A 22,472-nucleotide genomic window follows, 5' to 3' on the forward strand; every position below is an offset into this window, starting at 1 on the left:
ACCAACGTGAGTGAGCGACGCAGCGCCGCGGATTCGGTTCGCTGGCAAGGTTTCTCGACCCGTGCCATCCACGCCGGCTACGAGCCGGACCCGCAGACCGGTGCGGTCAACGTCCCGATCTACGCCAGTTCGACCTTCGCCCAGGACGGTGTGGGCGGACTGCGCGACGGCTTCGAGTACGCGCGCACCGGCAATCCCACTCGACGGGCCCTCGAGGCGAACCTCGCCGCCCTCGAACACGGCACCTACGGACGGGCTTTCGCCTCCGGCATGGCGGCCACCGACTGCCTGCTGCGCTCCACGCTGCGCCCCGGCGATCACCTGGTGATCCCGAATGACGCCTATGGCGGCACCTTCCGGCTCATCGACAAGGTGTTCACCCAGTGGGGCATCACCTACTCGGTGGCACCGGTCTCCGATGTCACGGCGGTGCGTGACGCCATCCGTTCCGAGACCAAGCTCATCTGGACCGAGACGCCGACCAACCCGCTGCTCAACGTCGGCGACATCGAGACCCTCGCCGCCATCGCACACGAGGCCGGCGCAAAGCTGGTGGTGGACAACACCTTCGCGTCGCCCTATCTGCAGCAGCCGCTGCTCCTCGGGGCCGACGTGGTGCTGCATTCGACGACCAAGTACCTCGGCGGTCACTCCGACGTCGTCGGCGGGGCGCTCGTCACCGACAGCGAAGAGCTCGACGAGGCGTTCGCGTTCCTGCAGAACGGCGCGGGCGCGGTGCCCGGCCCGTTCGACGGCTTCCTGACGCTGCGTGGCATCAAGACGCTGGGTGTCCGGATGGATCGCCATTGCGACAACGCGGAGAAGGTCGTCGACTTCCTGCAGTCCCACGACAAGATCGAGGCCGTGCTGTACCCGGGCCTGACCGCCCACCCCGGACACGAGGTGGCCGGCAGGCAGATGAAACGCTACGGCGGCATGGTGTCGGTCCTCGTCAAGGGCGGCATCGAGGAAGCCAAGCAGTTCTGCGCGCGCACCGAGGTGTTCACGCTCGCCGAATCTCTCGGCGGCATCGAGTCCCTCATCGAACATCCAGGCGCCATGACGCACGCGTCGACCGCCGGTTCGCTGCTCGAGGTCCCCGCCAACCTGGTCCGGTTGTCGGTGGGCATCGAAGACATCGACGACATCCTGGGTGACCTGGAGAACGCACTGCGCTGAGCGGCCGTCGACGTCGGCGGATACTGGTGACATGTTGCTGACTTCTGCCGACATCGACAAGGCGACCGAGGAACTGGCGGGGGTGATCCGCCGGACGCCCGTGATCGCGTCGCGGGTGGTGTCGGAGCGCAGCGGGGCCGATGTGTGGCTCAAGTGCGAGAACCTGCAGCGCACCGGGTCTTTCAAGCCGCGTGGCGCCTACCTGCGCATCTCCCGGCTGTCGGCGGCGGAGCGGGCCCGCGGTGTCGTCGCCGCGAGCGCGGGCAACCATGCTCAGGGGGTCGCGTGGTCGGCGTCGGACCTGGGTATCGCCGCGCGCGTCTACATGCCCACCGGCGCTGCGCTTCCCAAGATCGCGGCGACGAAAGCCTATGGCGCCGAGGTGATCCTGGCCGGTTCGACGGTCGACGAGTCGCTCGTGGAAGCGCAACGGTACGCCGAGCGGACCGGTGCGGCGCTGATCCATCCCTTCGACCACCCCGACATCGTCGCGGGTCAGTCGACCGTCGGCGTCGAGATCCTCGAGCAGATGCCGGACGTGTCGACGATCGTCGTGCCACTCGGCGGCGGTGGGCTCCTCGCGGGTATCGCGGCGGCCGTGCGTCTCTCACGCCCGGACGTCCGGATCATCGGTGTGCAGGCAGCGCAGGCCGCCGCCTGGCCGACATCGCTGACCGAACAGCGCCCCGTGCCGGCCGAATCGATGAACACCATGGCCGACGGCATCGCCGTCGCGCGGCCAGGTGCCGTCCCGTTCGCGCACGTCACCGAGCTCGTGGACCAGATCGTCACGGTCAGCGAAGAAGAACTGAGTACCGCGCTGCTGCTGATGCTGGAGCGGGCGAAGCTGGTGGTCGAGCCGGCCGGTGCCGCGGGTGTCGCCGCGGCGGTCGGCGGCACACTCGATCTGTCGGGGAGGGTGTGCGTCGTGCTGTCCGGCGGCAACATCGATCCGCTGCTGTTGCGTGACGTCACGACCCACGGCCTGACCGCCGCCGGACGGTTCCTGACCTTCACCGCCACGGTCTCCGACCGTCCGGGCGGTCTCATCTCCCTGCTGGAATTGCTCCGCGACCAGGGGGCGAGTGTCATCGACGTGGTGCACTCACGTGTCGTCGACGATCTGTACCTCGGTGAGGTGCAGGTGACCGTGAGCGTCGAGACCCGTGGCGTCGACCATCAGCACGACGTCCGGCGCGCACTGGCCGCCGCGGGGTTTCTGCGGACCTGACCAGCGCGCGGCGCTGACCTGTCGGTTCCGACTCTTGTACGCGCGTACTGTTGCGCGGCCCTACTGCGCAGGGTCGAGATGGGCGAAGTACTTGAGAGTGTCGGCTTCGATGGTCTTGTACACGGTCGAGGACGCCGGACCCGAGAAGGCGGTGACCGCGCGGGAGGTGGTCGGCAGCTCCAGGGCGAACGTCCATCTGAGACGGCAGCCCGCATCGGTGGGCGAGATCTCGGTGGCCTCACCGAAGCGGCGGATGCCCGGTACGTTGGCTCGCTCCACGCGGAATCCGTTGCGGTAGTGGCCCTCGTCGGCGTTCTCCGTCCAGTCGAAGAAGTGCTCTTCGAGTGTGACGTATCCCGGCCCGAGGACCGCTTTGCGCGTGGTGCCCGGACCGTACGGCGCAGGCGAGGTGAACTCGATCGTCTTGATCGCACGACACCAGTCGAGAGTGTGCTGACGGGTGAACTCCGCCCAGGCGCGCTGCGGGGTGACCGGCAGACGGACGTCGATGACGTGTCGGACGGGTGCCTCGTCGAAGAAGTCGAGGTCGAAGGTTTCCAGCGGGTACGAACGTGCCATGGGTCACATTCAAGCACGGTCGACTGTCTCGCGCTGCGGCCGGTGCTGTCGCATATCCGCAGTTCGCGACGACGGATTTGGGACATCATGCGAAGTCATCCGTTCGGATGACAGTGTGCGACAAGGGATTTGTCGGACCTGGATGTCACAGTGTCTTCGGATGCGGCACCGCTTCCCAGGGACCGCACATGGAAAAGGATGACGATGACCGACCCCCAGAACCCCCAGAACCCCCAGCCGGGCCAGCCCGGCCAGACTCCCCAGTACGGCCAGACTCCCCAGTACGGTCAGCCCGTGCAGCCGGGCCAGCAGTACGGTCAGCCGCTGCAACCGGGAGCGCCCCAGTACGGAGCGCCCCAGTACGGCGCTCCGCCGCAGCCGTACCCGACCCCTCCGGCGAAAAAGAAGAAGAAGTGGCCCTGGATCCTCGGTGCCGTGGTGGTGCTGCTGATCATCATCATCGCGACCACGTCCGGCGGTGGCTCCGACGATTCGGGCAACACCGCAGGCTCGGGCAATTCGACTTCGTCGGATGAGGGCGGTTCGGACAATGCCGGTTCGGACAACGGCGGTTCCGGTGACGACGAGTCGGCTCCCGGCCTGAACACCCCGGTGCGCGACGGCAAATTCGAGTTCGTGGTGTCCAAGGTCGAGCCGGGGCTGGCGTCGGTGGGGGACAACCCGTACCTCACGGAGCAGGCGCAGGGCCAGTTCGTCGTCGTGACCTTGACGGTCAAGAACACCTCGGACGAGCCTTACAGCTTCTCCCCGACGGGGCAGAAGCTGATCGACGCCCAGGATCGCAGTTTCGAGCCGGACACGATGGCCCAGATCGCACTCGGAGGATCAGATATCCCCGTGTGGGACAACATCAACCCCGGCAATGCCGTGACCGTCAAGTTGGTCTACGACATGCCCAAGGATGCGACGCCCGCATCGATCGAGCTGCATGACTCGATGTTCTCCGGGGGCGTGAAGGTCGATCTCGCCTGACGGTTGTGTTCACCGATGCCCCGCGCCCGAAGCCGGGCGCGGGGCATCTGCGTTTCGCGACGCGTCTGGAGGCGTTGTCAGTGCGATTCGGTCAGCGAGGGGTGCAGTTCGTCCGTTCGGATGACGCTGTGCGGCAACATTTGTCGGATGCCTCGGCCGCGCTCGGCATCGCGGCGGTGGTGTCGCCCCCCGCGGTCCCCGGCGAGGTCGACGCTCCGATTGACAGCGCGCCGTGGGTGCAGGCGGCCGAAGAATGGTCGGTGGCATCGACGGAGGTGGATGCGTAGACGCCGCTGGTGACGTCGGAGCAGTTGAACGCAGTCGCCAAGGCGCGGGAATACTCATCACTGATGGCGTTCTCGAAGTCCGGGCTGATCGAACAGCTGGAGTACGAGGGCTTCTCATACGCAGACTCGGCGTACGCGGTGAACTTACCGGTGGACTTCGGACTGACCGGCAGACTTCGATCGAGGTCTGCCGGTCGGGTTGAGGTCTGCCGGTCAGGCTCGGTCGCCGCGCGACCGCACAAGTGAACCGATCGTCGCCGCGGTGCGTCCAATACAGATGACGACATTCCCGACCGACCGGTACGGACTCATCAGGCGCGAGGCAACACTCCGACTCGGCATCAGCGACGATGTGGTCGCCGCAGCTGTCCGACGAGGGGATCTCGTGCGACTGGCACCTGGTGTCTGCGTCGGGACGATCGACGATGAGCTCGACGCCGGTGGGGAGTACCTGTACCGGCTCAGATCCATCGCGGTTGCCACCTCCGCGCGGGACCGCGACACGGCAGCACTCAGCCACGACTCGGCTGCGGCGGTTCACGGGCTGTCGCTACTGCACCCCGCACGCGAGATCGTTCATCTCACCAAGACGGAGAAGCGCGGCGGCTTCAGACGCGGACACCGTGCCGTGCATGCCGGACCGTTGTCTCCAGACGACATCGTCGAGGTCGACGAGGTTCGGGTGACAAGTCTCGAGCGCACAGCTGTGGACGTCGCGATGGACGGCGATTTCGCCCGGGCGCTGGTTGTTTTCGATCGTGCACTGGCACTGGAAGCCGACCCGACCGTGATGAGGACCATCATCGACTCGCGCGGCCGGTGGCGAGGCGTGGGAACCGCACGACGCGCTTTGTCACTCGCCGACGCGGCGTCGGAGAGTGTGGGCGAGTCGTGGAGCCGTGCCCAGATGATCGCGGCCGGGTTGCCGGTGCCCCGCCTTCAGCACACCTTTCAGACCAGCGCCGGACCGGCGCGCGCCGACTTCGACTGGGACGCGCTCGTCGTCGGGGAGTTCGACGGTCTGCAGAAGTACGGACGGCTGTTGCGTCCGGGGGAGACCACGCGCGATGCACTCATCCGGGAGAAGCGCCGCGAGGACGCGTTGCGCGCCCGGGGGATCATGGTGATCCGGTGCACATGGGCGACGCTCGAATGCGACGAACTCGTCGATCTCCTGCGCCCGTGGCTGGACAGACCTGCGGTCGCGTGACCGGTGGACGTCAACCCGACCGCCAGACTTCGATCGAAGTCGATCGGTCGAACTGACGTCCATCGGTCACCGGCTCCGTCCGGCCGCCCACGACGCCTCGAGCCCACGACGAAACGAGCCCGGGACGACGACGCCGTCCCGGGCTCGTTCGAAGGTCTGCTCAGCCGTGGTAGGGCTCCGCGCTGACGAGAGTCACCTTGACGGTGGCTCCGCTGGGCACGGAGTACTCGCGCGTCTCGCCGACCTTGGCGTCGATCAGTGCGGCGCCGAGCGGGGAACTGGGGGAGTAGGTCTCCAGACCGCCCTGGCCGCTCTCTTCGCGAGTGGCGATCAGGAAGGTCTCGGTGTCCTTCTCGTCGCCGTCGTAGTAGACGGTGACGACGGAACCGGGGAGGGCCACACCGGACTGGGTGGGTGCCTCGCCGACCTTGGCGTTGTTCAACAGTTCCTGCAGCTGACGGATGCGGGCCTCTTGCTGGCCCTGCTCCTCGCGCGCCGCGTGGTAACCGCCGTTCTCCTTGAGATCGCCTTCTTCGCGACGCTCATTGATCTCGGCGGCAATGACCGGACGGTTGGCGATCAAAGAGTCGAGCTCGCCCTTGAGGCGGTCGTGCGACTCTTGTGTCAGCCAGGTCACCTGGGTGTCGGTCATCGGTCACTCCTTTGTGTTGTCCGCGCCCCCGGCGACCGTTTGCACCAGTGGGCATATGGACTGCTATAAATGCAGCAACACGACCCCTCGCGGAGCCGTGTATCCGTACAGGTTACCAGGTGATCAGACCTATGGCACGTTGCTTGTGTCCCCCGACGCGGAACCGAGTGCTTGCTGATAGGTCGGTTCGGCCCGTTTCAGCCATCCCACAACGAAATACGTCAACGGCATGATGATGATCTCGACCAGTGTCTTCCAGATGAAGCCGACCAGCGCGTAGTTCACGAAGTCACCCCAGGTGGAGATACCCAGCGCCGTCGCCGCAATCGAACAGAAGACGAGAGTGTCGGCGAATTCACCGACGACCGTCGATCCCAGCAGCCGCGCCCAGAGATGTCGTTCGCCGGCGCGTTCCTTCATTTTGACAAGCACGAAGGAATTGAGGAATTCGCCTACGACATATCCGGCTAATCCGGCAAGTAGGAATTGCGGGACAACGCCCGCCACGGTCGTGAAAGCCTCCTGGCCTTCATAGAATTCGGCGGCAGGCAGGTGAATGGTCAGCCAGAAACACAGCGACGCGAGCGTCAGCACGGCGAAACCGGCGAGGATGGTCCGTCGCATGGCGCGGAAGCCGTACACCTCGCTGATCACGTCGCCCAGGACGTAGGCGAGGGGGAACAGGAAGAAAGCCCCGTCGGTCACCAGGCCCTGCATCTGGATCGGTCCGAGGTCGACGCTCAGCCAGTCGTCGAACAGGACGACGCCCTTGGTGCCGGTGATGTTGCTGATGAGCATCACGCCGACGAACAGCGCGACCAGGATGGGGAAGTAGCTGCTGCCGATCGAGGCGAACGCGGCTCGTGGAGCGCGGGTGTCGCCGGGTTCGTTCGGCGGCGAGGTCACGACGCCGAGGGTCGCAGGTATGCCGGTACGTCGGTGGTGCAGCCGAAGACCTCGCCGATGACCGGCGGCTTCGATGTCGTGATCTCGGCGCGGAAGCCGATCCGCTCGGCCGAGCCGGCCGGGATGAGGACCTCCCGGCGTCCGGTCTCGCTACCGTCGCGGGATCGTCCGCGGACCACACAGGCTGCGGGCTGAGTCGGATCCGAACGTTCGACGGTGAACTGCACCGCGACCGTCGAGTCGTCGAGGATCTCGTAGCCGGTGGCATCGCCGGACACGTCGGAAGTTCCGAACTTGCTGTATCCGATGGCCGCGAGCGTCACACCGGCCGCGACGACCAGCACCGACAGTGCGACGAACCAGCGTCGACGGGTCTGCGCGGTCTCTGATCGCTCGGGGTAGGTGGCGCGTGGGCCGCTTCGAGGGCGGCCTGCGTCTCCGGTCGAGCGCGATGGGTCACCGGCGTCTGCGGCGCCCCCGTCCGAACTGTTCACGCGTCAATACCTACCATGGGACAAGTAGCTATCCGAAGGTGAGGAACTGTGACCGAATCCCACGCCGACGACCCGAAGTCGGGGGTGTTCCGTCTGATGGCGGTGCACGCACACCCTGACGACGAGTCGAGCAAGGGTGCGGCCACGACCGCGAAGTATGCGGCCGAGGGCAACGAAGTGCTTGTCGTCACACTCACCGGTGGTGAGCGCGGCGACATTCTGAATCCGGCGATGGATCGTCCGGGGATCAAAGAGCGGATGACCGATGTCCGCCGCGAGGAGATGGCGACGGCCGCGGCCGCGCTCGGGGTGCAGCATCGCTGGCTCGGATTCGTCGACTCCGGGCTCCCCGAGGGTGACCCCTTGCCACCGCTGCCGGAAGGGTCGTTCGCGACCGTGCCGCTCGATGAGGCCACCGAGGCACTCGTGCGCGTGGTCCGTGAGTTCCGGCCGCACGTGATCATCACCTACGACGAGCACGGCGGATATCCGCACCCCGACCACATCCGATGCCACGAGGTGTCGGTCGCCGCCTACGAGAAGGCCGGCGACCCCGAGGCGTTCCCCGAAGCGGGTGAGCCGTGGACGGTGTCGAAGCTCTACTACACGCACGGGTTCATCCGGGACCGGATGGTGTTGTTCTCCGACGAGTTCGAGAGCCGCGGTCAGGAGAGTCCGTTCGCCGAGTGGCTCAGCAAGTGGGACCCGAGCCGCGGCGATCTGATGGGGCGCGTCACCACCCAGGTCGAATGCGCGAAGTACTTCCCTCAGCGTGACGACGCGTTACGCGCCCATGCCACCCAGATCGACCCCAACGGCATGTTCTTCGCCGTGCCGCTGGAGTGGCAGCAGCGGCTGTGGCCCACAGAGGAGTTCGAGTTGGCCAAGACCCGCGTCAAGACCGCGCTGCCCGAGACCGATCTGTTCGCCGGAATCGAGGCGTGATGAACAACACCGTATTCGTCGACACCGTGATGGTGCTCGCGCAGGAGCCGCAGGGCCCCGAGTTCGGCAAGGCCTCGCCGTTGGGCCTGCTGGTCATCCTGCTGCTGCTCGTCGGCACCGCGTTCCTGATCTGGTCGATGAGCCGGCAACTCAAGAAGCTGCCCGCGTCCTTCGACACCGACCATCCGGAGGCCGACCAGGCCTTCGACGAGGGCACCGACGCCCCGGGCCCGGTCGATGCGGAGGCACCGGGTGATCCCGAGGCGAGTTCCGCTGGTACCGATGAGCGACGCCCCGCGGACACCTGACACCTCGCGCAACATGCTGGGCTCGGCGACGAGCCCATATCTTCGTCAGCACCAGAACAATCCGGTGCACTGGCGGGAGTGGTCGGACGCCGCTCTCGCCGAGGCCCGCGAGCGTGATGTCCCGATCCTGCTGTCGGTCGGGTACGCCGCCTGCCACTGGTGCCACGTCATGGCGCACGAGTCGTTCGAGGACGACGCCACCGCAGCGCAGATGAACCGGGACTTCGTGTGCGTCAAGGTCGATCGCGAAGAACGTCCCGACATCGACTCGATCTACATGAGCGCCACCGTCGCGATGACAGGGCAGGGCGGCTGGCCGATGACGTGTTTTCTCACCCCGGCCGGGGAACCGTTCTACACGGGCACGTACTACCCGCCGGTGTCCCGCGGGGGTATGCCGTCGTTCCGTGAGGTGCTGGCCGCGGTCACCGAGGCGTGGACGCAGCGTCGGGCCGACCTCGACGACACGGCGGCCAGGGTTCGCGAGCACATCGTCGCCAACAGCCCGCCGCTGCCCGCCGGCGCGGTCCCGGTCGACGGCCCGCTGCTCGAGCAGGCCGTCACCACCGTGCTCGACGAGGAGGATCGAGAGCACGGCGGCTTCGGCGGAGCGCCCAAGTTCCCGCCGTCGGCGTTGCTCGAGGCGCTGATCAGGCACGCCGAGCGCACCAGGGACCCGTTCGCCCTCGAGGCCGCCGCCCGGACGCTCACCGCGATGGCGCGCGGCGGCATCTACGACCAGCTCGCCGGTGGTTTCGCGCGGTACTCCGTCGACGCGGCCTGGGTGGTGCCCCACTTCGAGAAGATGCTCTACGACAATGCCCAGCTGTTGCGCGTGTACGCGCACCTCGCCCGCCGCACCGGCGATCGGCTCGCGCGTCGGGTCGTCGCGGAGACCGTCGAGTTCCTCCGGCGCGACCTCCGGGTCGACGGCGGCTTCGCGTCGTCGCTGGACGCCGACGCCGACGGCGTGGAGGGCTCGACCTACGTGTGGACCCCGGCCGAACTCGTCGAGGTCCTCGGCAACGACGACGGACGGTGGGCGGCGGAGCTGTTCGCCGTCACCGGGCACGGCACCTTCGAGCACGGACGTTCGACGCTGCAGCTACCGGTCGACCCCGCGGACCGAGACGGCTCGGATGCGGACCGGTTCGACGAGGTGCGAGCGGCGTTGCTGCGCGCTCGGGCCACACGCGTCCAGCCCACCCGCGACGACAAGGTCGTCACCGGGTGGAACGCGATGGCCGTCACCGCGCTGGCGGAGGCGGGCGCCGGCCTCGGCGTCCCGGCCTACATCGACGAGGCGCTGTGGTGCGCCGATGCGCTACTGCGAGATCACCTCGTCGACGGCCGCCTGCGCCGGTCGTCGCTGGGCGGTGTCGTCGGAGAACCCGACGGCGGGCTCGACGATCATGCGGCTCTCACCACGGCCCTGCTCACGCTGTTCCAGGTCACCGGCGACCCGCGGTGGCGCGACACGGGACTGGAGTTGCTCGACACCGCCATCGAGCTCTTCGCGGATCCGCAGGCACCCGGAGCCTGGTTCGACGCCACCGGCGCCGGACTCATCGCGCGACCACGTGACCCCATCGACGGCGCGACCCCCTCAGGCGCGTCGCTGATGGCCGAGGCGTTGCTCATCGCCTCGGCACTCGCCGGGCCCGACAAGGCCGTCGGCTACGCGGAGTTGTCGGAGCACAGTCTGGCCCGCGCGTCGGTGATCGTCGCCAAGCTGCCCAGGTCGGCCGGGCACTGGATGTCGGTGATCGAGGCGCGGGTGGCGGGTCCGCTGCAGGTGGCGGTCTCCGAAGTCCCCGGATCGGACCACCTACTCACCGCACGGGCCTGGCGGGTGGCTCCTGGCGGGACCATCATCGTTGCGGGCGAACGTGATTCGCAGCCGTTGCTGGAGGGGCGCGGGCCGGTCGACGGGCATGACGCCGCCTACGTGTGCCGCGGCACGGTCTGCGGACTGCCGCTCACCGATCCCGATCAGCTCGCCGATCACCTCGTCTGAGCCGCGTCGGCGCTCGCCGTGAAGTCGCTGACCGTCAGGGTTGTCGCGAATCGGTCCATCGCCCAATCGATCTCGGACTCGGTGACCACGAGCGGTGGCGCCAGGCGCAGCGTCGAACCGTGGGTGTCCTTGGCCAGCACGCCGTGTTCGGACAGGCGTAGGCAGAAGTCCTTGCCGGAGCCGAGCCCGGGATCGAGGTCGATGCCGGCCCACAGGCCGAGTCCGCGCACGGCGACGACGCCCGCGCCGACGAATTCGCGCAACCGTGCGTGCAGGTGGGCGCCGAGGTCGGCGGCCCGGGTCTGCCAGGTGCCCTCGGCGAGCATGTCGACGACGGTGTGACCCACCGCGGCTGCCAGGGGATTGCCGCCGAAGGTCGAACCGTGCTGGCCGGGGTGCAGGACTCCGAGGACGTCGCGATCGGCGACCACCGCCGACACCGGCAGCAGGCCGCCGCCGAGTGCCTTCCCGAGTAGGTAGACATCGGGTACGACGCCCCAGTGCTCCACGGCGAACGTCCTGCCGGTACGGCCAAGGCCGGACTGGATCTCGTCGGCGATCAGCAACACGTTCCGGCGCGTGCACAGTTCGCGGACTCGCGGCAGGTAGTCATCCGGCGGCACGATGATCCCGGCCTCGCCCTGGATCGGTTCGAGAAGGACGGCCACGGTGTTCTCGTCGACCGCGGAGGCGAGCGCGGCTGCATCGCCGAAGGGGACGCGGACGAATCCCGGTGTGTAGGGGCCGAATCCGTTCCGTGCGTCGGGATCATCACTGAACGAGATGATCGTCGTGGTGCGGCCGTGGAAGTTGCCGCCGGCCACGACGATCCTTGCCTGTCCGTCCGGCACGCCCTTGACGTCGTAGCCCCATTTGCGGGCCACCTTGATGCCCGACTCCACGGCCTCGGCACCGGTGTTCATGGGTAGCACCATCTCCTTGCCGCACAGCTCGGCCAGTGCGGCGCAGAACGGTTCGAGGCGATCGGACCGGAAGGCCCGGCTGGTCAGCGTGACCCGGTCGAGTTGCCCGAGCGCGGCAGCGACGATGCGGGGATGCCGGTGGCCGAAGTTGACCGCCGAATATGCGCCGAGGCAATCGAGGTGCCGTCGTCCGTCGACGTCGGTGATCCAGGCGCCCTCGGCGGTCGCGGCGGTGACCGGGATCGGCGAATAGTTCCGCGCGACATGTGGTTCGGCTGGGTCGCGGAGTGGTGACGTGCTCACTCCCGGGCCGGGCATCCCGGGATTCGAGCTCGTCAAAGTCATGGATCGAGCGTATCTTCGGCATTCGATGCAAACAATCGGCGACAATTGCGTGCGAATGCAACGGATCGTCGCTTGACAGGCGAAAGAAGGCGATCCGTTGCGGACGATCGACGATGTCGACTCGAAGGTCCTCGCGTGCCTCACCCGGGACGCCCGGGCGACCTACGCGCAGATAGGTGAGGAGGTCGGGCTCTCGGCCCCGGCGGTCAAACGCCGTGTCGACCGATTGCTCGACGACGGGATCATCCGCGGCTTCACCGCGATCGTGGATCCCCGTGCGATGCAATGGACCACGGAGGCCTACGTCCAGGTGTACTGCCGCGGAAACATGTCGCCGGGCCAGCTCAAGGCGGCCTGGGAACCGATTCCGGAGGTCGTCAGCGCGGCGACGATCACCGGGCAGGCCGACGCCATCCTGCGTGTGCGGGCGCGCGACGTCCGACACCTCGAGCAGGCGCTCGAACGGATCCGGGCGGCGGGTCCGGTCGACAAGTCCGAATCCATCATCGTCCTCAGCGAACTCATCGACCGCGGTCATCCGTGATCGTGTGTCGATGCGCAGTCGCGGGCCTGTGTTAATGTGGTCGCCGTGATCAGCACCGTGCGCGCCTATTGGCGCTTTATCGAGGCTCCGGGTGGGGCCTGATGAAGCGTTGAACTAACGCGCGCACGTAACACCCGGAGCCCGAGCAGCGACCATACGGTCGCTGCTCTTGTCATTTGAGCGGGGCTCCGACCACACCCGGGCATGCCTCGACGCAATCTCGACAGGGCATGACCTCGAAAGGCACACAACGTGACCACACTGCCGGATCTCCCCACGCGTATGAACGACTCGTCCGAGTCCACGTCGGACCGCCGGATCAAAGCGTTCCGCCCGATCCCGTCGCCCGACTCCGTCCGCAGCGAGCTGCCGTTGACCGCCCGCCGGGCCGTCGCGGTCCAGCGCGACCGTGACGAGATCGCCGACATCCTCGCCGGCCGCGACGACCGTCTCCTCGTCATCGTCGGCCCCTGCTCGGTGCACGATCCGGTCGCCGCCATCGACTACGCACGTCGTCTCGCGCCGCTGGCCGACGCGTACGCCGATCGCCTCAAGATCGTCATGCGCGTCTACTTCGAGAAGCCGCGCACCACCGTCGGGTGGAAGGGCCTGATCAACGATCCGGGCATGGACAACACCTTCGACGTCGAGCTCGGGTTGCGGACCGCCCGGTCGCTGCTGCTCGACATCATCGACCTCGGCCTGCCCGTGGGATGCGAATTCCTGGAGCCGACCAGTCCGCAGTACATCGCCGACGCGGTCGCCTGGGGTGCCATCGGGGCACGCACCACCGAGTCGCAGGTCCACCGTCAGCTGGCGTCGGGTCTGTCGATGCCGGTCGGATTCAAGAACGGTACCGACGGCAACGTCCAGGTCGCCATCGACGGAGTGAAAGCCGCTGCGGCCGAGCATGTCTTCTTCGGCGTCGACGACTTCGGCAACGGTGCGGTGGTGGAGACCGCGGGCAACGAGGACTGCCACATCATCCTGCGCGGCGGGACCCGCGGCCCCAACTTCGACGCCGAATCGGTGTCCGCGGCCGCCGAGGCGCTGGCGAAAGCGGGCCTGCCCGCACGCGTGATGATCGACTGCTCGCACGCCAACTCGGGCAAGGACCACCTCCGTCAGGCGGAGGTCGCCACCGAGATCGGCACCATGCTGCGTGCCGCGCGGGAGGCGGGCGAGGAGTCGACGATCAGCGGTGTGATGCTCGAGAGCTTCCTCGAGGAGGGCGCCCAGTCTCCCGAGGCCACGCCGCTGGTGTACGGCAAGTCGGTCACCGACAAGTGCATGGGCTGGGAAGCCAGCGCCGAGGTTCTGGCCGCTCTCGCGCGCGGCTGATCGGACGTCGGTGAGGGGGCCGCAGACCCCTGCAGTAGAGTTCCGGTTCGGATCGCCCGCGCCTGCGGCGTGCGGTGGTCTGATGCTCGTGCGAGGGAACCCGGTGGGAATCCGGGACTGACGCGCAACGGTGACGGCGGGAGCCGAAGTCCGATTACTGGCCGAGCATGCCTTGTTGATCAGGCCTCGCGCACGGGCCCCGACCATGGAGCGATCTCGCCATGCACTTTTCCCGTTTTACTCGCCGTACCAGATTCGCCTGCGCGACAGCAGTTCTCGCGCTCATCGCCGGATGCTCGTCGAGCCTCGACGAGCCTTCGGCGGGCGCCGCGGTCGTCCTCGACAACTGCGGACACACCACCACCGTCGCCGCACCACCCGAACGTGTCGTCTCGCTGAACCAGGGATCGACGGAGATCCTGTTGTCCCTCGGCCTCGCCGAGCGGATGGTGGGCACCGCGACCTGGACCGACCCAGTGCGCGAGAACCTCGCGCAGGCCAATGCGCGCGTGCCGCGCCTGGCCGACAACAAGCCGTCGCTGGAGACCGTCCTGGCCACCGAGCCCGACTTCGTCACAGCATCTTTCGGCGGCACGCTCGGGGCCGGCGGGGTGGCCGACCGCGAACAGTTCGATCGGCTCGGCGTGCCCACCTACCTCTCGCCCACGGACTGCATCGGCAAGTCCGGCGAGAGCGTGAACTCCGACGGCGCGCGCGAGGAGCCGTTCACACTGGAGCTGGTCTATCGCGAGATCCGGGAACTGGCAAGGATCTTCGACGTTGCCGAGCGCGGCGAACAGTTGGTCTCCGAGCTGGCGCGCCGCCACCGGGAGGCCACCATGGACGCCGGTCCCGGGACCTCGATGGTGTTCTGGTTCGCCGACACCAAGACGCCGTACATGGCCGGGTGTTGTGGATCGTCGGGTGTGATCGCCGAGGCGGTCGGGGCGCGCAACATCTTCGCCGACACCACCGACGAATGGCCCCAGGTGAGCTGGGAGAGTGTCGCCGAGCGCAATCCGACCGTGATCGTGCTCGCCGACCTGAGCCGCCGCAGCATCGACGGAGATGCGCTGTCGAGCAAGATCGAGTTCCTGGAGAGCCATCCGGTGACGAGCAAGCTCGACGCGGTGCGGGCCGGACGCTACGCCGTGGTCAACGGAGCCGATCTCAACCCGTCGATCCGCACCGTCGACGGTGTCGAGAAAGTCGCTGCCGCCCTGCGGAACTGGAACACGCCATCCTGACATCGGGCATGCGCACCGAGGTCGCGACGGCGAACGGACACACCCGGTTCCGCGGTCTGATCTGGGTTCCCGGGACGGTCGTGCTGCTGTTCTCGCTCGGCGCATCGGTGACCATCGGAGTCGCCGAACTGTCCGTCGGCGATGTGATGCGCGTGCTGATCGGACATCTCGGCGGTCCGCCGTCGGGGTTGTCGCCGGTGCGCGACAGCATCGTATGGGAGCTACGACTACCGCGGGCGCTCATGGCAGCTGTCTGCGGGGCGGGCCTGGCCCTGTGCGGGGTGATCATGCAGTCGCTGCTCCGCAATCCACTCGCCGACCCGTACGTCCTGGGTGTGTCCTCCGGCGCGTCGACCGGCGCGGTGTCGGTGGTCGTGCTGGGCGTGGGCTCGGGTGCGCTGTCGCTGTCCGGCGGCGCATTCCTCGGCGCGCTCGCGTCCTTCGTGCTGGTGATGATCCTGGCGACCGGTGCCGGCGGCGGCACGGCCCGCATCGTGCTGGCGGGAGTGGCCGGGACGCAGCTGTTTTCGGCACTGACTTCGTTCATCGTGATCTCCTCCGCCGACGCCGAACGCACCCGCGGCATCCTGTTCTGGCTGCTGGGTTCGCTCTCCGGGGTCGACTGGTGGGACGTCGCGGTGTCGGCCTTCGCGACCGCGCTGGGTGTGGCGATCTGTCTGTGGCAGGCCCGGGCGCTCGACGCGTTCACCTTCGGCGCCGGGGCGGCCGCGTCCCTCGGGGTGTCGGTGGCGTGGGTCCGGGGTGGTCTGCTCGTCGTCGTGGCCCTGGTCACGGCGACGCTGGTGAGTTCGGTGGGTGCGATCGGATTCGTCGGGCTCGTCCTGCCACACGCGACCCGGCTGGTCGTGGGCGTCGCGCACCGCCGGCTGGTGCCCGCGGTGGTGGTTGCCGGTGCGATCTTCATGATCTGGGTGGACACGATCGCGCGTACCGCCTTTGCGCCTCAAGAGATCCCGGTCGGGGTGGTCACCGCACTGATCGGGGTCCCGGTCTTTGCTGCGTTGTTGTTCCGGATGCGGGGTGCCGCATGACGATTCGCGCACACAAGGTGTCGTGGACGAGGGGTGGCAACCTCGTCCTCGACGACGTGACCCTGGTGGCCGAGCCCGGCGAGATGATCGGCATCCTCGGCCCCAACGGGTCGGGCAAGTCCTCGCTGCTCCGTGCGCTCGGCGGACTCGCGCGCCCACAGCTCGGCGAGGTGTCCATCGATGGCACGGACATCACCACGATCCGACGTCGGCAGCTCGCCCGGCGCGTGGCAGTGGTGTCGCAGCACGCGACCACCGATGTCGACCTGTCGGTGATCGATGTGGTCCGGCTGGGCCGGATTCCGCATCGCTCCACCTTCGGCGACGACGACCACGGCGAACGTGTGGTGGCAGAGGTGTTGGCGCGCACCGGACTCGCGTCGAAGGCGCACGACCGGTGGCACACGCTCTCGGGCGGTGAGAAGCAGCGCGCCCAGATCGCGCGGGCGCTCGCGCAGGAACCCGCCGAGTTGTTGCTCGACGAGCCGACGAATCACCTGGACATACGGCATCAATTGGAGTTGCTCGGGTTTGTCGCCTCACTGGGCATCACGAGCTACGCCGCGTTGCACGACCTCAATCTCGCGGCGATGTTCTGCCACCGGGTGATGGTGTTGTGCGCGGGACGGGTGGTGGGATTCGGGTCGCCGGCGCAGGTGATCACCGCCGAGATGATCGCCGAGGTGTACGGCGTCGACGCGAATGTGGAGGTCAGCGCAGACGGGATGGCGTCGGTGCGGTTCGCGCCGCCGATGGGCGGTATGCGGCGACGGCGTCACTGCCGCAACACGGCGACGGCAGACCTCAGCCCGAGATGAGCATCCAGGCGGCGGCGTAGTGGAGCAGCGCGGCGATCGCGGTGCACACGTGGAACACCTCGTGGTAACCGAAGGTGGCCGGCCACGGATCGGGCCGGCGCAGTGCGTACAGCACACCGCCGACGCTGTAGAAGACGCCGCCGAGCGCGAGCAGGATCATCACCGCCACGCCGGTCTGGGTGGCCAGCGCGGGTGCGACGGCGACGATCACCCAGCCGAGCAGGATGTAGAGGGTCACGCCGAGCCAGCGGGGCGCGGCCGGCCAGAGGATCTTCAGGGTGGCCCCGGACAGCGCGCCCACCCACACGACGCCCAACACCCACCAGCTCGTCGGGGAGGGCAGGCCCAGCGCGCAGAACGGGGTGTAGGTGCCGGCGATGAACACGAAGATCATCGAGTGATCGGCACGCTTCATCCGGATTCGCGCGCGCGAGGTCTTCCACGGGACGCGGTGATAGACGGCGCTGACGGAGAACAGGCCGACCACGGTGACCGCGTAGATCGCGCACGTCACCGTCGCGAGGGCGCCCTGGGTGAGTGCGGCGCCCACGACCAGCGCGAGACCGGCCACGGCCGCCGCATAGGCGGAGTAGTGGTGGATCACCCCGCGCAGGCGGGGGCGGTCGTCCGCGGACGGATTCAGCAGCGTGCTCACCTAACCTACGGTACCGTAACTTGGGTTACGGGCCAGTCGTCCGTGCGCCCGATGAGGATCGGCCTCGTCTCCTGACGGCGCGTAAGGTGTCGGGCGTGACACGAGGCCGAGAAGACGCACACGCCCGGACGGAGCCGGCCGAGCATCCACTGGCCAGGCCGGCGCGTCGATGAAGCTGCTGCCCGACAGGCTGCGCCGCCCCGTTCTCACCGTCTACGAACGCCGGCTGATCCAGCTCCTCGACACCGACCGTCTGCCACGGCACGTCGCGATCATCTGCGACGGCAACCGGCGGTGGGCACGGGAGGCCGGGTTCGACGATGTCAGCCACGGTCACCGCGTGGGAGCCCAGCGCATCGCCGACATGCTCAGCTGGTGCGCCGGTCTCGGCATCGGGGCCGTCACCATCTATCTGCTGTCCACCGAGAACCTGAACCGGTCGTCGGAGGAACTCGACGCGCTCCTCGAGATCGTGCCCGACATCGTCGACGAGATCTCGGCCCCGGAGGGGGAGTGGCGCATCCGGATCGTCGGCACGCTCGACGCGCTGCCGGAGCCGGTCGCCCAGCGACTGCGCGCCGCGGCGGATCGCACCTGCGAGCGCGTCGGGATGAATGTCAACGTCGCGGTCGGATACGGCGGGCGACAGGAGATCGTTGATGCGGTGCGGGCCCTTCTCGACGAGAAACTCGCCGCGGGTGCGACTCCCGCCGAGATGATCGACGCGGTGACGGTCGAGGCCATCGACGCCAACCTCTACACCAAGGGACAACCCGACCCCGACCTGGTGATCCGCACCTCGGGTGAACAGCGCCTGTCGGGATTCCTGTTGTGGCAGAGCGCCTACTCCGAGATCTGGTTCACCGACGCCTATTGGCCGGAGTTCCGTCGCGTCGATTTCCTTCGCGCGCTACGCGATTACGCCGCCCGCAGCCGACGCTTCGGCAAGTAGCGCCGCTGCTCACGCCGGGGCCCGGTCGGCGAGCAGTGCGGTGAGGGCGCGCAGATCGGTGGTGAACGTCGACGGTGCGGGTGTGCCGAAGCCGACGGCGACCCCGCCCGACGGCAGGGGATCGGCCGCCGGATGCCGGAACAGGGACTGGCCGACGATGCTGATCCCGCGTTCATAGGCGCGGTGGACGAGTGCGTCCTCCTCGGCGTGATCGACGGGGATCACCGCGTGGAGTCCCGCGGCGATCCCGGGGAGTTCCAGGCCGATCTCGTCCAGGGCTGCGACCAGGGCGTCGCGCCGGTCCCGGTAGACCTGCCGGCTGCGGCGGATGTGCCGGTCGTAGGCGCCGGTGTCGATGAGTTCCGCGAGTACCAGCTGGTCGACGATGGACGCATCCGGCTCGCGGATTCCCTTGGCATCCAGAACCACCTGCACGAGGTGCGGGGGCAGCGCCAGCCAGCCGACGCGTACGGCGGGCGAGAGGCTCTTGCTCATCGAGCCTGCGTGGATCACCACGTCGGGCCCGAGTGCCTGCAGTGCCCCGACGGGATCGCGGTCGTACCGGAACTCGCCGTCGTAGTCGTCTTCGACGATGATCGCGCCGGTGCGTCGTGCCCAGTCGACCACCTGCATCCGCCGGGCGGGCGACAGGGCGACGCCGGTGGGGAACTGGTGACTCGGTGTCAGCAGGACGGCGCCCGCGCCGCTGTGCTCGAGGTCGGCGACGACCATGCCGTCGTGGTCGATGGGAATCGGTACGACGCGGGTGCCGCCACGCTCGAGCGGCTGCCAGTGGAACGGCAGTCCGTGACTCTCCACGGCGATCGTGTCGCCGAACACGCTGCGCGACAACAATTCCAGGGCCGAGGAGACCGACGTGCCGAGAACGATCTCGCCGCCGGTGGTACGCACCCCCCGCGTCCGGCCGAGGTAGGCGGCCAGCGCGGAGCGGAGTTCGGGTCGCCCCTGCGGGTGTGCGGGCGCGAAGGCGTCGTCGGCGGTCTCGGTCAGGACGCGGCGAGTGGCGCGGATCCAGTCGGTGCGCGGGAACATCGCGGCGCAGGGCTGGCCGAGGAAGAAGTCGTGGCGAATCGCCGACGGTGTCACCGGCGAGGACTCCTCGATCATGGCCGGTGGCCGCGACGAGCCCTCGGCGACCCGCGTCGCCGACCCCTGCCGGGCGGTGAGCCAACCCTCGGCGATCAGTTCCTGGTACACCGCCGAGACCGTCCCGCGCGCGAGCCCGAGGTCGGCGGCGAGAGAACGGTAGGGAGGTAACGCGGTCCCGGCCGGAAGCCGGCCTTCGAGGATTGCAGACCTGAGGGCCTCGATGAGGGCGCGCCGACGCGTCGCTCCTCGGCCACGCCGGCCGGCGTCGGGGTCCGGCTGGAGTTCGAGGAACAGGTCGGTGCCCAGCCGCTGCGCGACGTCGGTCCACGGGTCGGCCGGGGTCGGGTCGTCGGCCGGTGCGACGCCTGCGGGATTGGCTCGTTTTTCTGCCACCGAATTGCACCACTTTCTTGCGCTAATCACGCAATAGCCTAGGTGTCGTCAGGACGATGTTCCACCGAGGAGGAGCAAGATGAAGGTCGCGGTGATCGGAGCGAGTGGTGTGCTGGGCAGTCAGGTCGCCGACCTGCTTGCCGGCCGGGGGCATGACGTGGTGCGAGCGAACCGGGCCACCGGCGTCGACGCGTACACCGGTGAGGGTCTGGCGCAGGTGTGCGCAGGCGCCGACGCCGTCGTCGACTGTCTGAGTCTGCAGACACTGAAGGCGAAGGAGGCGATCGACTTCTTCGCCACCGCCGCCGGCAACATCGGCCGGGCGGCCGCGCAGGCGCGGGTCGCACACGTCATCTGTGTCTCCATCGTGAACGCCGATGTCCCCGCGGTGAACGCGAAATTCGGTTACTACCAAGGGAAAGCGGCGCAGGAGGAGGCGTACCGGAAGGCGATCGACCCGGCCGCACTGACCATCGTGGCGTCGGTGCAGTGGTTCGAACTCGCCGAGCAGATGATGGGCACCATGAGCTTCGGGCCTCTCGCGGTGGTGCCGAAGATGCGGTGCCGCCCGGCTGCCGCGTCGGATGTCGCGGTCTCCCTCGCCGACGTCGTGGTCGCCGGTCCGCAGGGCACCTCGAAGGTCGAGGTGGCCGGCCCGGCCGTGATGGATCTGGTGGATGTCGCCAAAGCGGTTGCGGCTCAACAGGGGTCGCCGCGTTGGGTGGTGGGCGTGCCGTTCGGCGGTCCGGCGATCCGCGGCGGCGGACTGGTGCCGGACAATCCGGACGTGGTCACCGAGACGACTCTCGACCAGTGGCTCGATGCTCGTCGGCATACACCGGTCGGTGGTTCGCGGTGAGCGGCGATCACCGCCCGTCCACCCGGATGTGGATTCCGCAGGACAACCCCGCGGTCTACAAGGCGTTGGTGGCGCTGCAGCGTGCGTCGTCGGCGGGGATCGATCCCGAACTCGCCGAACTGCTCGTTCTGCGGGCATCCCAGCTCAACGGATGTGCGTACTGCCTGCACATGCACACCTCCGACGCCCTGGCGAAGGGCATCGACCCGCACCGGCTGATGCTGATCGCGACATGGCGGGACGCCGGTGCGCTGTTCACCCCAGCCGAGCGTGCTGCGCTCGCGCTCACCGAGAGCGTCACGCTGATCGGTGAGAACGGGGTCCCCGCCCACGTGTTCGACACCGTGCGAGAGCATTTCGACGCCACCCAGGCCGGCCAGCTCGTCGCCACGATCGTGATGATCAACGCCTGGAACCGCATCGCGCTGGCCGGCGGTTATCCGGCCGGACTCGACGAACGTCGCCAGGTGGTCAGAGCTTCCGCAGACGCACCCGGTTGATGGTGTGATCGACGTCCTTGCGGAGCACCAGTGACGCTCGCGGACGGGTCGGGAGGATGTTCTCCATCAGGTTCGGCCGGTTGATCGTGGTCCACAGGTCCCGCGCCGCGGCCGTCGCCTGATCGTCGGTGAGGGACGCGTAGGCGTGAAAGTGAGAGTCGGGGTTGGCAAACGAGGTGGTGCGCATCTGCAGGAACCGCGAGATGTACCACTCCTCGATGTCATCGATCTTGGCGTCGACATAGATCGAGAAGTCGAAGAGATCCGACACCATCAGCGTGGGGCCCGTCTGCAGCACGTTGAGTCCCTCGATGATGAGGATGTCGGGCTGGCGGACATAGTGAAAGACGTTCGGCACGATGTCGTACGCCAGGTGGGAGTACACAGGTGCGGCCACCTCGCGTGCCCCCGACTTGACCTCGGTGACGAAGCGGAGCAGGGCGCGGCGATCATAGGATTCCGGAAAACCCTTGCGGTGCAGTATGCCTCGACGCTGCATCTCGGCCGTACGCAGCAGGAAGCCGTCGGTGGTGATCAAGTCGACCTTGGGATGGGACTCCCAGCGCGCGAGCAGTGCCGCGAGCACGCGCGCCGTGGTCGACTTGCCGACGGCGACGCTACCGGCGATACCGATGACGAACGGGACCTGACGGTTGATCTGACGTTCGCCGAGGAACGTCGACGTGGCCGCGAACAAGCGTTGCCGCGCAGCGACTTGCAAGTGGATGAGACGTGAGAGGGGAAGGTAGACGTCGGCGACCTCGTCGAGATCGATCTGCTCGCCGAGACCGACGAGTTCGGCCAGTTCGTCCTCGTTGAGGACCAGCGGCATCGACTCACGGAGCTCCCGCCACTGCCGCCGGTCGAGTTCCAGATACAGACTGGGGTCCCGATCAGTGGCATTGCGGGCCATCAGCGCAGCTCCGCCGACG

25 protein-coding genes are annotated in these 22,472 nt (G+C 67.9%); 17 read left to right on the forward strand and 8 right to left on the reverse strand.

Annotation, left to right across the window (positions count from 1 at the left end; all coding sequences use genetic code 11):
* Window positions 1-6: 6 nt before the first annotated feature.
* Together H1R19_RS07870 and ilvA are read left to right on the forward strand one after the other, a co-directional pair.
* Window positions 7-1,179, forward strand: coding sequence for a cystathionine gamma-synthase (locus H1R19_RS07870; protein ID WP_188329828.1), 1,173 nt, complete (start codon window positions 7-9; stop codon window positions 1,177-1,179).
* Window positions 1,180-1,210: 31 nt separating this feature from the next.
* Complete coding sequence (gene ilvA, locus H1R19_RS07875; protein ID WP_188329827.1) at window positions 1,211-2,410, forward strand: threonine ammonia-lyase; 1,200 nt, start codon at window positions 1,211-1,213, stop codon at window positions 2,408-2,410.
* Window positions 2,411-2,470: 60 nt separating this feature from the next.
* On the opposite strand, the gene H1R19_RS07880 is transcribed toward ilvA, so the two are convergent.
* Entirely contained in the window at window positions 2,471-2,989 is a 519-nt protein-coding gene (locus H1R19_RS07880; protein WP_188329826.1) for an SRPBCC family protein, read from the reverse strand.
* A gap of 204 nt (window positions 2,990-3,193) precedes the next feature.
* Between H1R19_RS07880 and H1R19_RS07885 the strand changes: the two genes are divergently transcribed.
* From H1R19_RS07885 to H1R19_RS07900, 4 genes are read left to right on the forward strand one after another with little or no spacing between them, the layout of a single operon-like run.
* Entirely contained in the window at window positions 3,194-3,982 is a 789-nt protein-coding gene (locus H1R19_RS07885; protein ID WP_188329825.1) for a DUF4352 domain-containing protein, read from the forward strand.
* A gap of 5 nt (window positions 3,983-3,987) precedes the next feature.
* Window positions 3,988-4,269, forward strand: a complete 282-nt coding sequence (locus H1R19_RS07890; protein ID WP_188329824.1) for a hypothetical protein — start codon at window positions 3,988-3,990, stop codon at window positions 4,267-4,269.
* A gap of 9 nt (window positions 4,270-4,278) precedes the next feature.
* On the forward strand, window positions 4,279-4,515 hold the full coding sequence (locus tag H1R19_RS07895; RefSeq protein WP_257865674.1) for an Ltp family lipoprotein: 237 nt from the start codon (window positions 4,279-4,281) through the stop codon (window positions 4,513-4,515).
* A 31-nt stretch (window positions 4,516-4,546) separates the two neighbouring features.
* On the forward strand, window positions 4,547-5,479 hold the full coding sequence (locus tag H1R19_RS07900) for a hypothetical protein (RefSeq protein ID WP_219851144.1): 933 nt from the start codon (window positions 4,547-4,549) through the stop codon (window positions 5,477-5,479).
* Between the two features lie 160 nt (window positions 5,480-5,639).
* Here the strand turns inward: H1R19_RS07900 and greA are convergent, their stop codons facing one another.
* The 3 genes from greA to H1R19_RS07915 form a co-directional block, all read right to left on the reverse strand.
* Complete coding sequence (gene greA / locus H1R19_RS07905; RefSeq protein ID WP_188329822.1) at window positions 5,640-6,131, reverse strand: transcription elongation factor GreA; 492 nt, start codon at window positions 6,129-6,131, stop codon at window positions 5,640-5,642.
* A gap of 129 nt (window positions 6,132-6,260) precedes the next feature.
* A complete protein-coding gene (locus tag H1R19_RS07910) occupies window positions 6,261-7,037 on the reverse strand; it encodes a queuosine precursor transporter (RefSeq protein ID WP_219851145.1) in 777 nt (258 codons plus the stop codon).
* Window positions 7,034-7,531, reverse strand: coding sequence for a DUF4307 domain-containing protein (locus H1R19_RS07915; protein ID WP_188329820.1), 498 nt, complete (start codon window positions 7,529-7,531; stop codon window positions 7,034-7,036). Before H1R19_RS07915 ends, H1R19_RS07910 begins: the two co-directional genes overlap by 4 nt.
* A 48-nt stretch (window positions 7,532-7,579) precedes the next feature.
* On the opposite strand from H1R19_RS07915, the gene mca reads away from it, so the two are divergent.
* The 3 genes from mca to H1R19_RS07930 are packed head-to-tail and all read left to right on the forward strand — an operon-like array spanning window position 7,580 to window position 10,801.
* Window positions 7,580-8,476, forward strand: coding sequence for a mycothiol conjugate amidase Mca (mca, locus tag H1R19_RS07920; protein WP_188329819.1), 897 nt, complete (start codon window positions 7,580-7,582; stop codon window positions 8,474-8,476).
* A complete protein-coding gene (locus tag H1R19_RS07925; protein WP_188329818.1) occupies window positions 8,476-8,784 on the forward strand; it encodes a hypothetical protein in 309 nt (102 codons plus the stop codon). The genes mca and H1R19_RS07925 overlap by 1 nt, the downstream gene beginning before the upstream one ends.
* Window positions 8,785-8,797: 13 nt before the next feature.
* Window positions 8,798-10,801: a thioredoxin domain-containing protein gene (locus H1R19_RS07930; RefSeq protein ID WP_219851556.1), complete on the forward strand. Its 2,004-nt coding sequence runs from the start codon at window positions 8,798-8,800 to the stop codon at window positions 10,799-10,801.
* Here H1R19_RS07930 and rocD read toward each other — a convergent pair.
* On the reverse strand, window positions 10,789-12,069 hold the full coding sequence (gene rocD / locus H1R19_RS07935; protein WP_219851146.1) for an ornithine--oxo-acid transaminase: 1,281 nt from the start codon (window positions 12,067-12,069) through the stop codon (window positions 10,789-10,791). The genes H1R19_RS07930 and rocD overlap by 13 nt on opposite strands.
* A 97-nt stretch (window positions 12,070-12,166) precedes the next feature.
* Between rocD and H1R19_RS07940 the strand changes: the two genes are divergently transcribed.
* From H1R19_RS07940 to H1R19_RS07960, 5 genes are all read left to right on the forward strand, one after another.
* Complete coding sequence (locus H1R19_RS07940; protein ID WP_188329816.1) at window positions 12,167-12,613, forward strand: Lrp/AsnC family transcriptional regulator; 447 nt, start codon at window positions 12,167-12,169, stop codon at window positions 12,611-12,613.
* 252 nt (window positions 12,614-12,865) lie between these two features.
* Window positions 12,866-13,954, forward strand: a complete 1,089-nt coding sequence (locus H1R19_RS07945) for a 3-deoxy-7-phosphoheptulonate synthase (RefSeq protein ID WP_219851147.1) — start codon at window positions 12,866-12,868, stop codon at window positions 13,952-13,954.
* 221 nt (window positions 13,955-14,175) lie between these two features.
* Entirely contained in the window at window positions 14,176-15,201 is a 1,026-nt protein-coding gene (locus H1R19_RS07950; RefSeq protein WP_219851148.1) for an ABC transporter substrate-binding protein, read from the forward strand.
* Between the two features lie 8 nt (window positions 15,202-15,209).
* Window positions 15,210-16,253 carry a FecCD family ABC transporter permease gene (locus H1R19_RS07955; protein WP_219851149.1) on the forward strand — a complete coding sequence of 348 codons (1,044 nt, stop codon included), beginning with the start codon at window positions 15,210-15,212 and terminating at the stop codon, window positions 16,251-16,253.
* Complete coding sequence (locus H1R19_RS07960) at window positions 16,250-17,071, forward strand: ABC transporter ATP-binding protein (protein WP_219851150.1); 822 nt, start codon at window positions 16,250-16,252, stop codon at window positions 17,069-17,071. Before H1R19_RS07955 ends, H1R19_RS07960 begins: the two co-directional genes overlap by 4 nt.
* On the opposite strand, the gene trhA is transcribed toward H1R19_RS07960, so the two are convergent.
* The gene (trhA, locus tag H1R19_RS07965) at window positions 17,058-17,726 is read right to left on the reverse strand and encodes a PAQR family membrane homeostasis protein TrhA (protein WP_219851151.1); all 669 of its coding nucleotides are present in this window, start codon (window positions 17,724-17,726) and stop codon (window positions 17,058-17,060) included. The two genes, H1R19_RS07960 and trhA, sit on opposite strands and share 14 nt — an antisense overlap.
* A 169-nt stretch (window positions 17,727-17,895) precedes the next feature.
* On the opposite strand from trhA, the gene H1R19_RS07970 reads away from it, so the two are divergent.
* Entirely contained in the window at window positions 17,896-18,678 is a 783-nt protein-coding gene (locus H1R19_RS07970) for an isoprenyl transferase (protein ID WP_188329810.1), read from the forward strand.
* A 9-nt stretch (window positions 18,679-18,687) separates the two neighbouring features.
* Here H1R19_RS07970 and pdxR read toward each other — a convergent pair whose 3' ends face one another.
* Window positions 18,688-20,181: a MocR-like pyridoxine biosynthesis transcription factor PdxR gene (gene pdxR / locus H1R19_RS07975; RefSeq protein ID WP_219851152.1), complete on the reverse strand. Its 1,494-nt coding sequence runs from the start codon at window positions 20,179-20,181 to the stop codon at window positions 18,688-18,690.
* A 79-nt stretch (window positions 20,182-20,260) separates the two neighbouring features.
* Here pdxR and H1R19_RS07980 point away from each other — a divergent pair, with 79 nt between their 5' ends.
* Window positions 20,261-21,040, forward strand: coding sequence for an SDR family oxidoreductase (locus H1R19_RS07980; protein WP_188329808.1), 780 nt, complete (start codon window positions 20,261-20,263; stop codon window positions 21,038-21,040).
* Window positions 21,041-21,066: 26 nt separating this feature from the next.
* The gene (locus H1R19_RS07985) at window positions 21,067-21,540 is read left to right on the forward strand and encodes a carboxymuconolactone decarboxylase family protein (RefSeq protein ID WP_188329937.1); all 474 of its coding nucleotides are present in this window, start codon (window positions 21,067-21,069) and stop codon (window positions 21,538-21,540) included.
* Here H1R19_RS07985 and coaA read toward each other — a convergent pair.
* Window positions 21,512-22,453: a type I pantothenate kinase gene (coaA, locus tag H1R19_RS07990; RefSeq protein ID WP_188329807.1), complete on the reverse strand. Its 942-nt coding sequence runs from the start codon at window positions 22,451-22,453 to the stop codon at window positions 21,512-21,514. The genes H1R19_RS07985 and coaA overlap by 29 nt on opposite strands.
* Window positions 22,454-22,472: the final 19 nt, after the last annotated feature.

Origin of the sequence: Gordonia jinghuaiqii, assembly GCF_014041935.1 — a bacterium.
In the GTDB taxonomy this organism is placed as follows: domain Bacteria; phylum Actinomycetota; class Actinomycetes; order Mycobacteriales; family Mycobacteriaceae; genus Gordonia; species Gordonia jinghuaiqii.

Bases quoted from the DNA above. Each gene is read 5' to 3' on its own strand.
- H1R19_RS07960 (WP_219851150.1), top strand. From the start codon at position 16,250: ATGACGATTCGCGCACACAAGGTGTCGTGGACGAGGGGTGGCAACCTC.
- H1R19_RS07970 (WP_188329810.1), top strand. From the start codon at position 17,896: ATGAAGCTGCTGCCCGACAGGCTGCGCCGCCCCGTTCTCACCGTCTAC.
- ilvA (WP_188329827.1), top strand. From the start codon at position 1,211: ATGTTGCTGACTTCTGCCGACATCGACAAGGCGACCGAGGAACTGGCG.
- greA (WP_188329822.1), bottom strand. From the start codon at position 6,131: ATGACCGACACCCAGGTGACCTGGCTGACACAAGAGTCGCACGACCGC.
- H1R19_RS07900 (WP_219851144.1), top strand. From the start codon at position 4,547: ATGACGACATTCCCGACCGACCGGTACGGACTCATCAGGCGCGAGGCA.
- H1R19_RS07885 (WP_188329825.1), top strand. From the start codon at position 3,194: ATGACCGACCCCCAGAACCCCCAGAACCCCCAGCCGGGCCAGCCCGGC.
- H1R19_RS07950 (WP_219851148.1), top strand. From the start codon at position 14,176: ATGCACTTTTCCCGTTTTACTCGCCGTACCAGATTCGCCTGCGCGACA.
- H1R19_RS07955 (WP_219851149.1), top strand. From the start codon at position 15,210: ATGCGCACCGAGGTCGCGACGGCGAACGGACACACCCGGTTCCGCGGT.
- H1R19_RS07930 (WP_219851556.1), top strand. From the start codon at position 8,798: ATGCTGGGCTCGGCGACGAGCCCATATCTTCGTCAGCACCAGAACAAT.
- H1R19_RS07925 (WP_188329818.1), top strand. From the start codon at position 8,476: ATGAACAACACCGTATTCGTCGACACCGTGATGGTGCTCGCGCAGGAG.
- coaA (WP_188329807.1), bottom strand. From the start codon at position 22,453: ATGGCCCGCAATGCCACTGATCGGGACCCCAGTCTGTATCTGGAACTC.
- H1R19_RS07985 (WP_188329937.1), top strand. From the start codon at position 21,067: ATGTGGATTCCGCAGGACAACCCCGCGGTCTACAAGGCGTTGGTGGCG.
- H1R19_RS07880 (WP_188329826.1), bottom strand. From the start codon at position 2,989: ATGGCACGTTCGTACCCGCTGGAAACCTTCGACCTCGACTTCTTCGAC.
- rocD (WP_219851146.1), bottom strand. From the start codon at position 12,069: ATGACTTTGACGAGCTCGAATCCCGGGATGCCCGGCCCGGGAGTGAGC.
- H1R19_RS07980 (WP_188329808.1), top strand. From the start codon at position 20,261: ATGAAGGTCGCGGTGATCGGAGCGAGTGGTGTGCTGGGCAGTCAGGTC.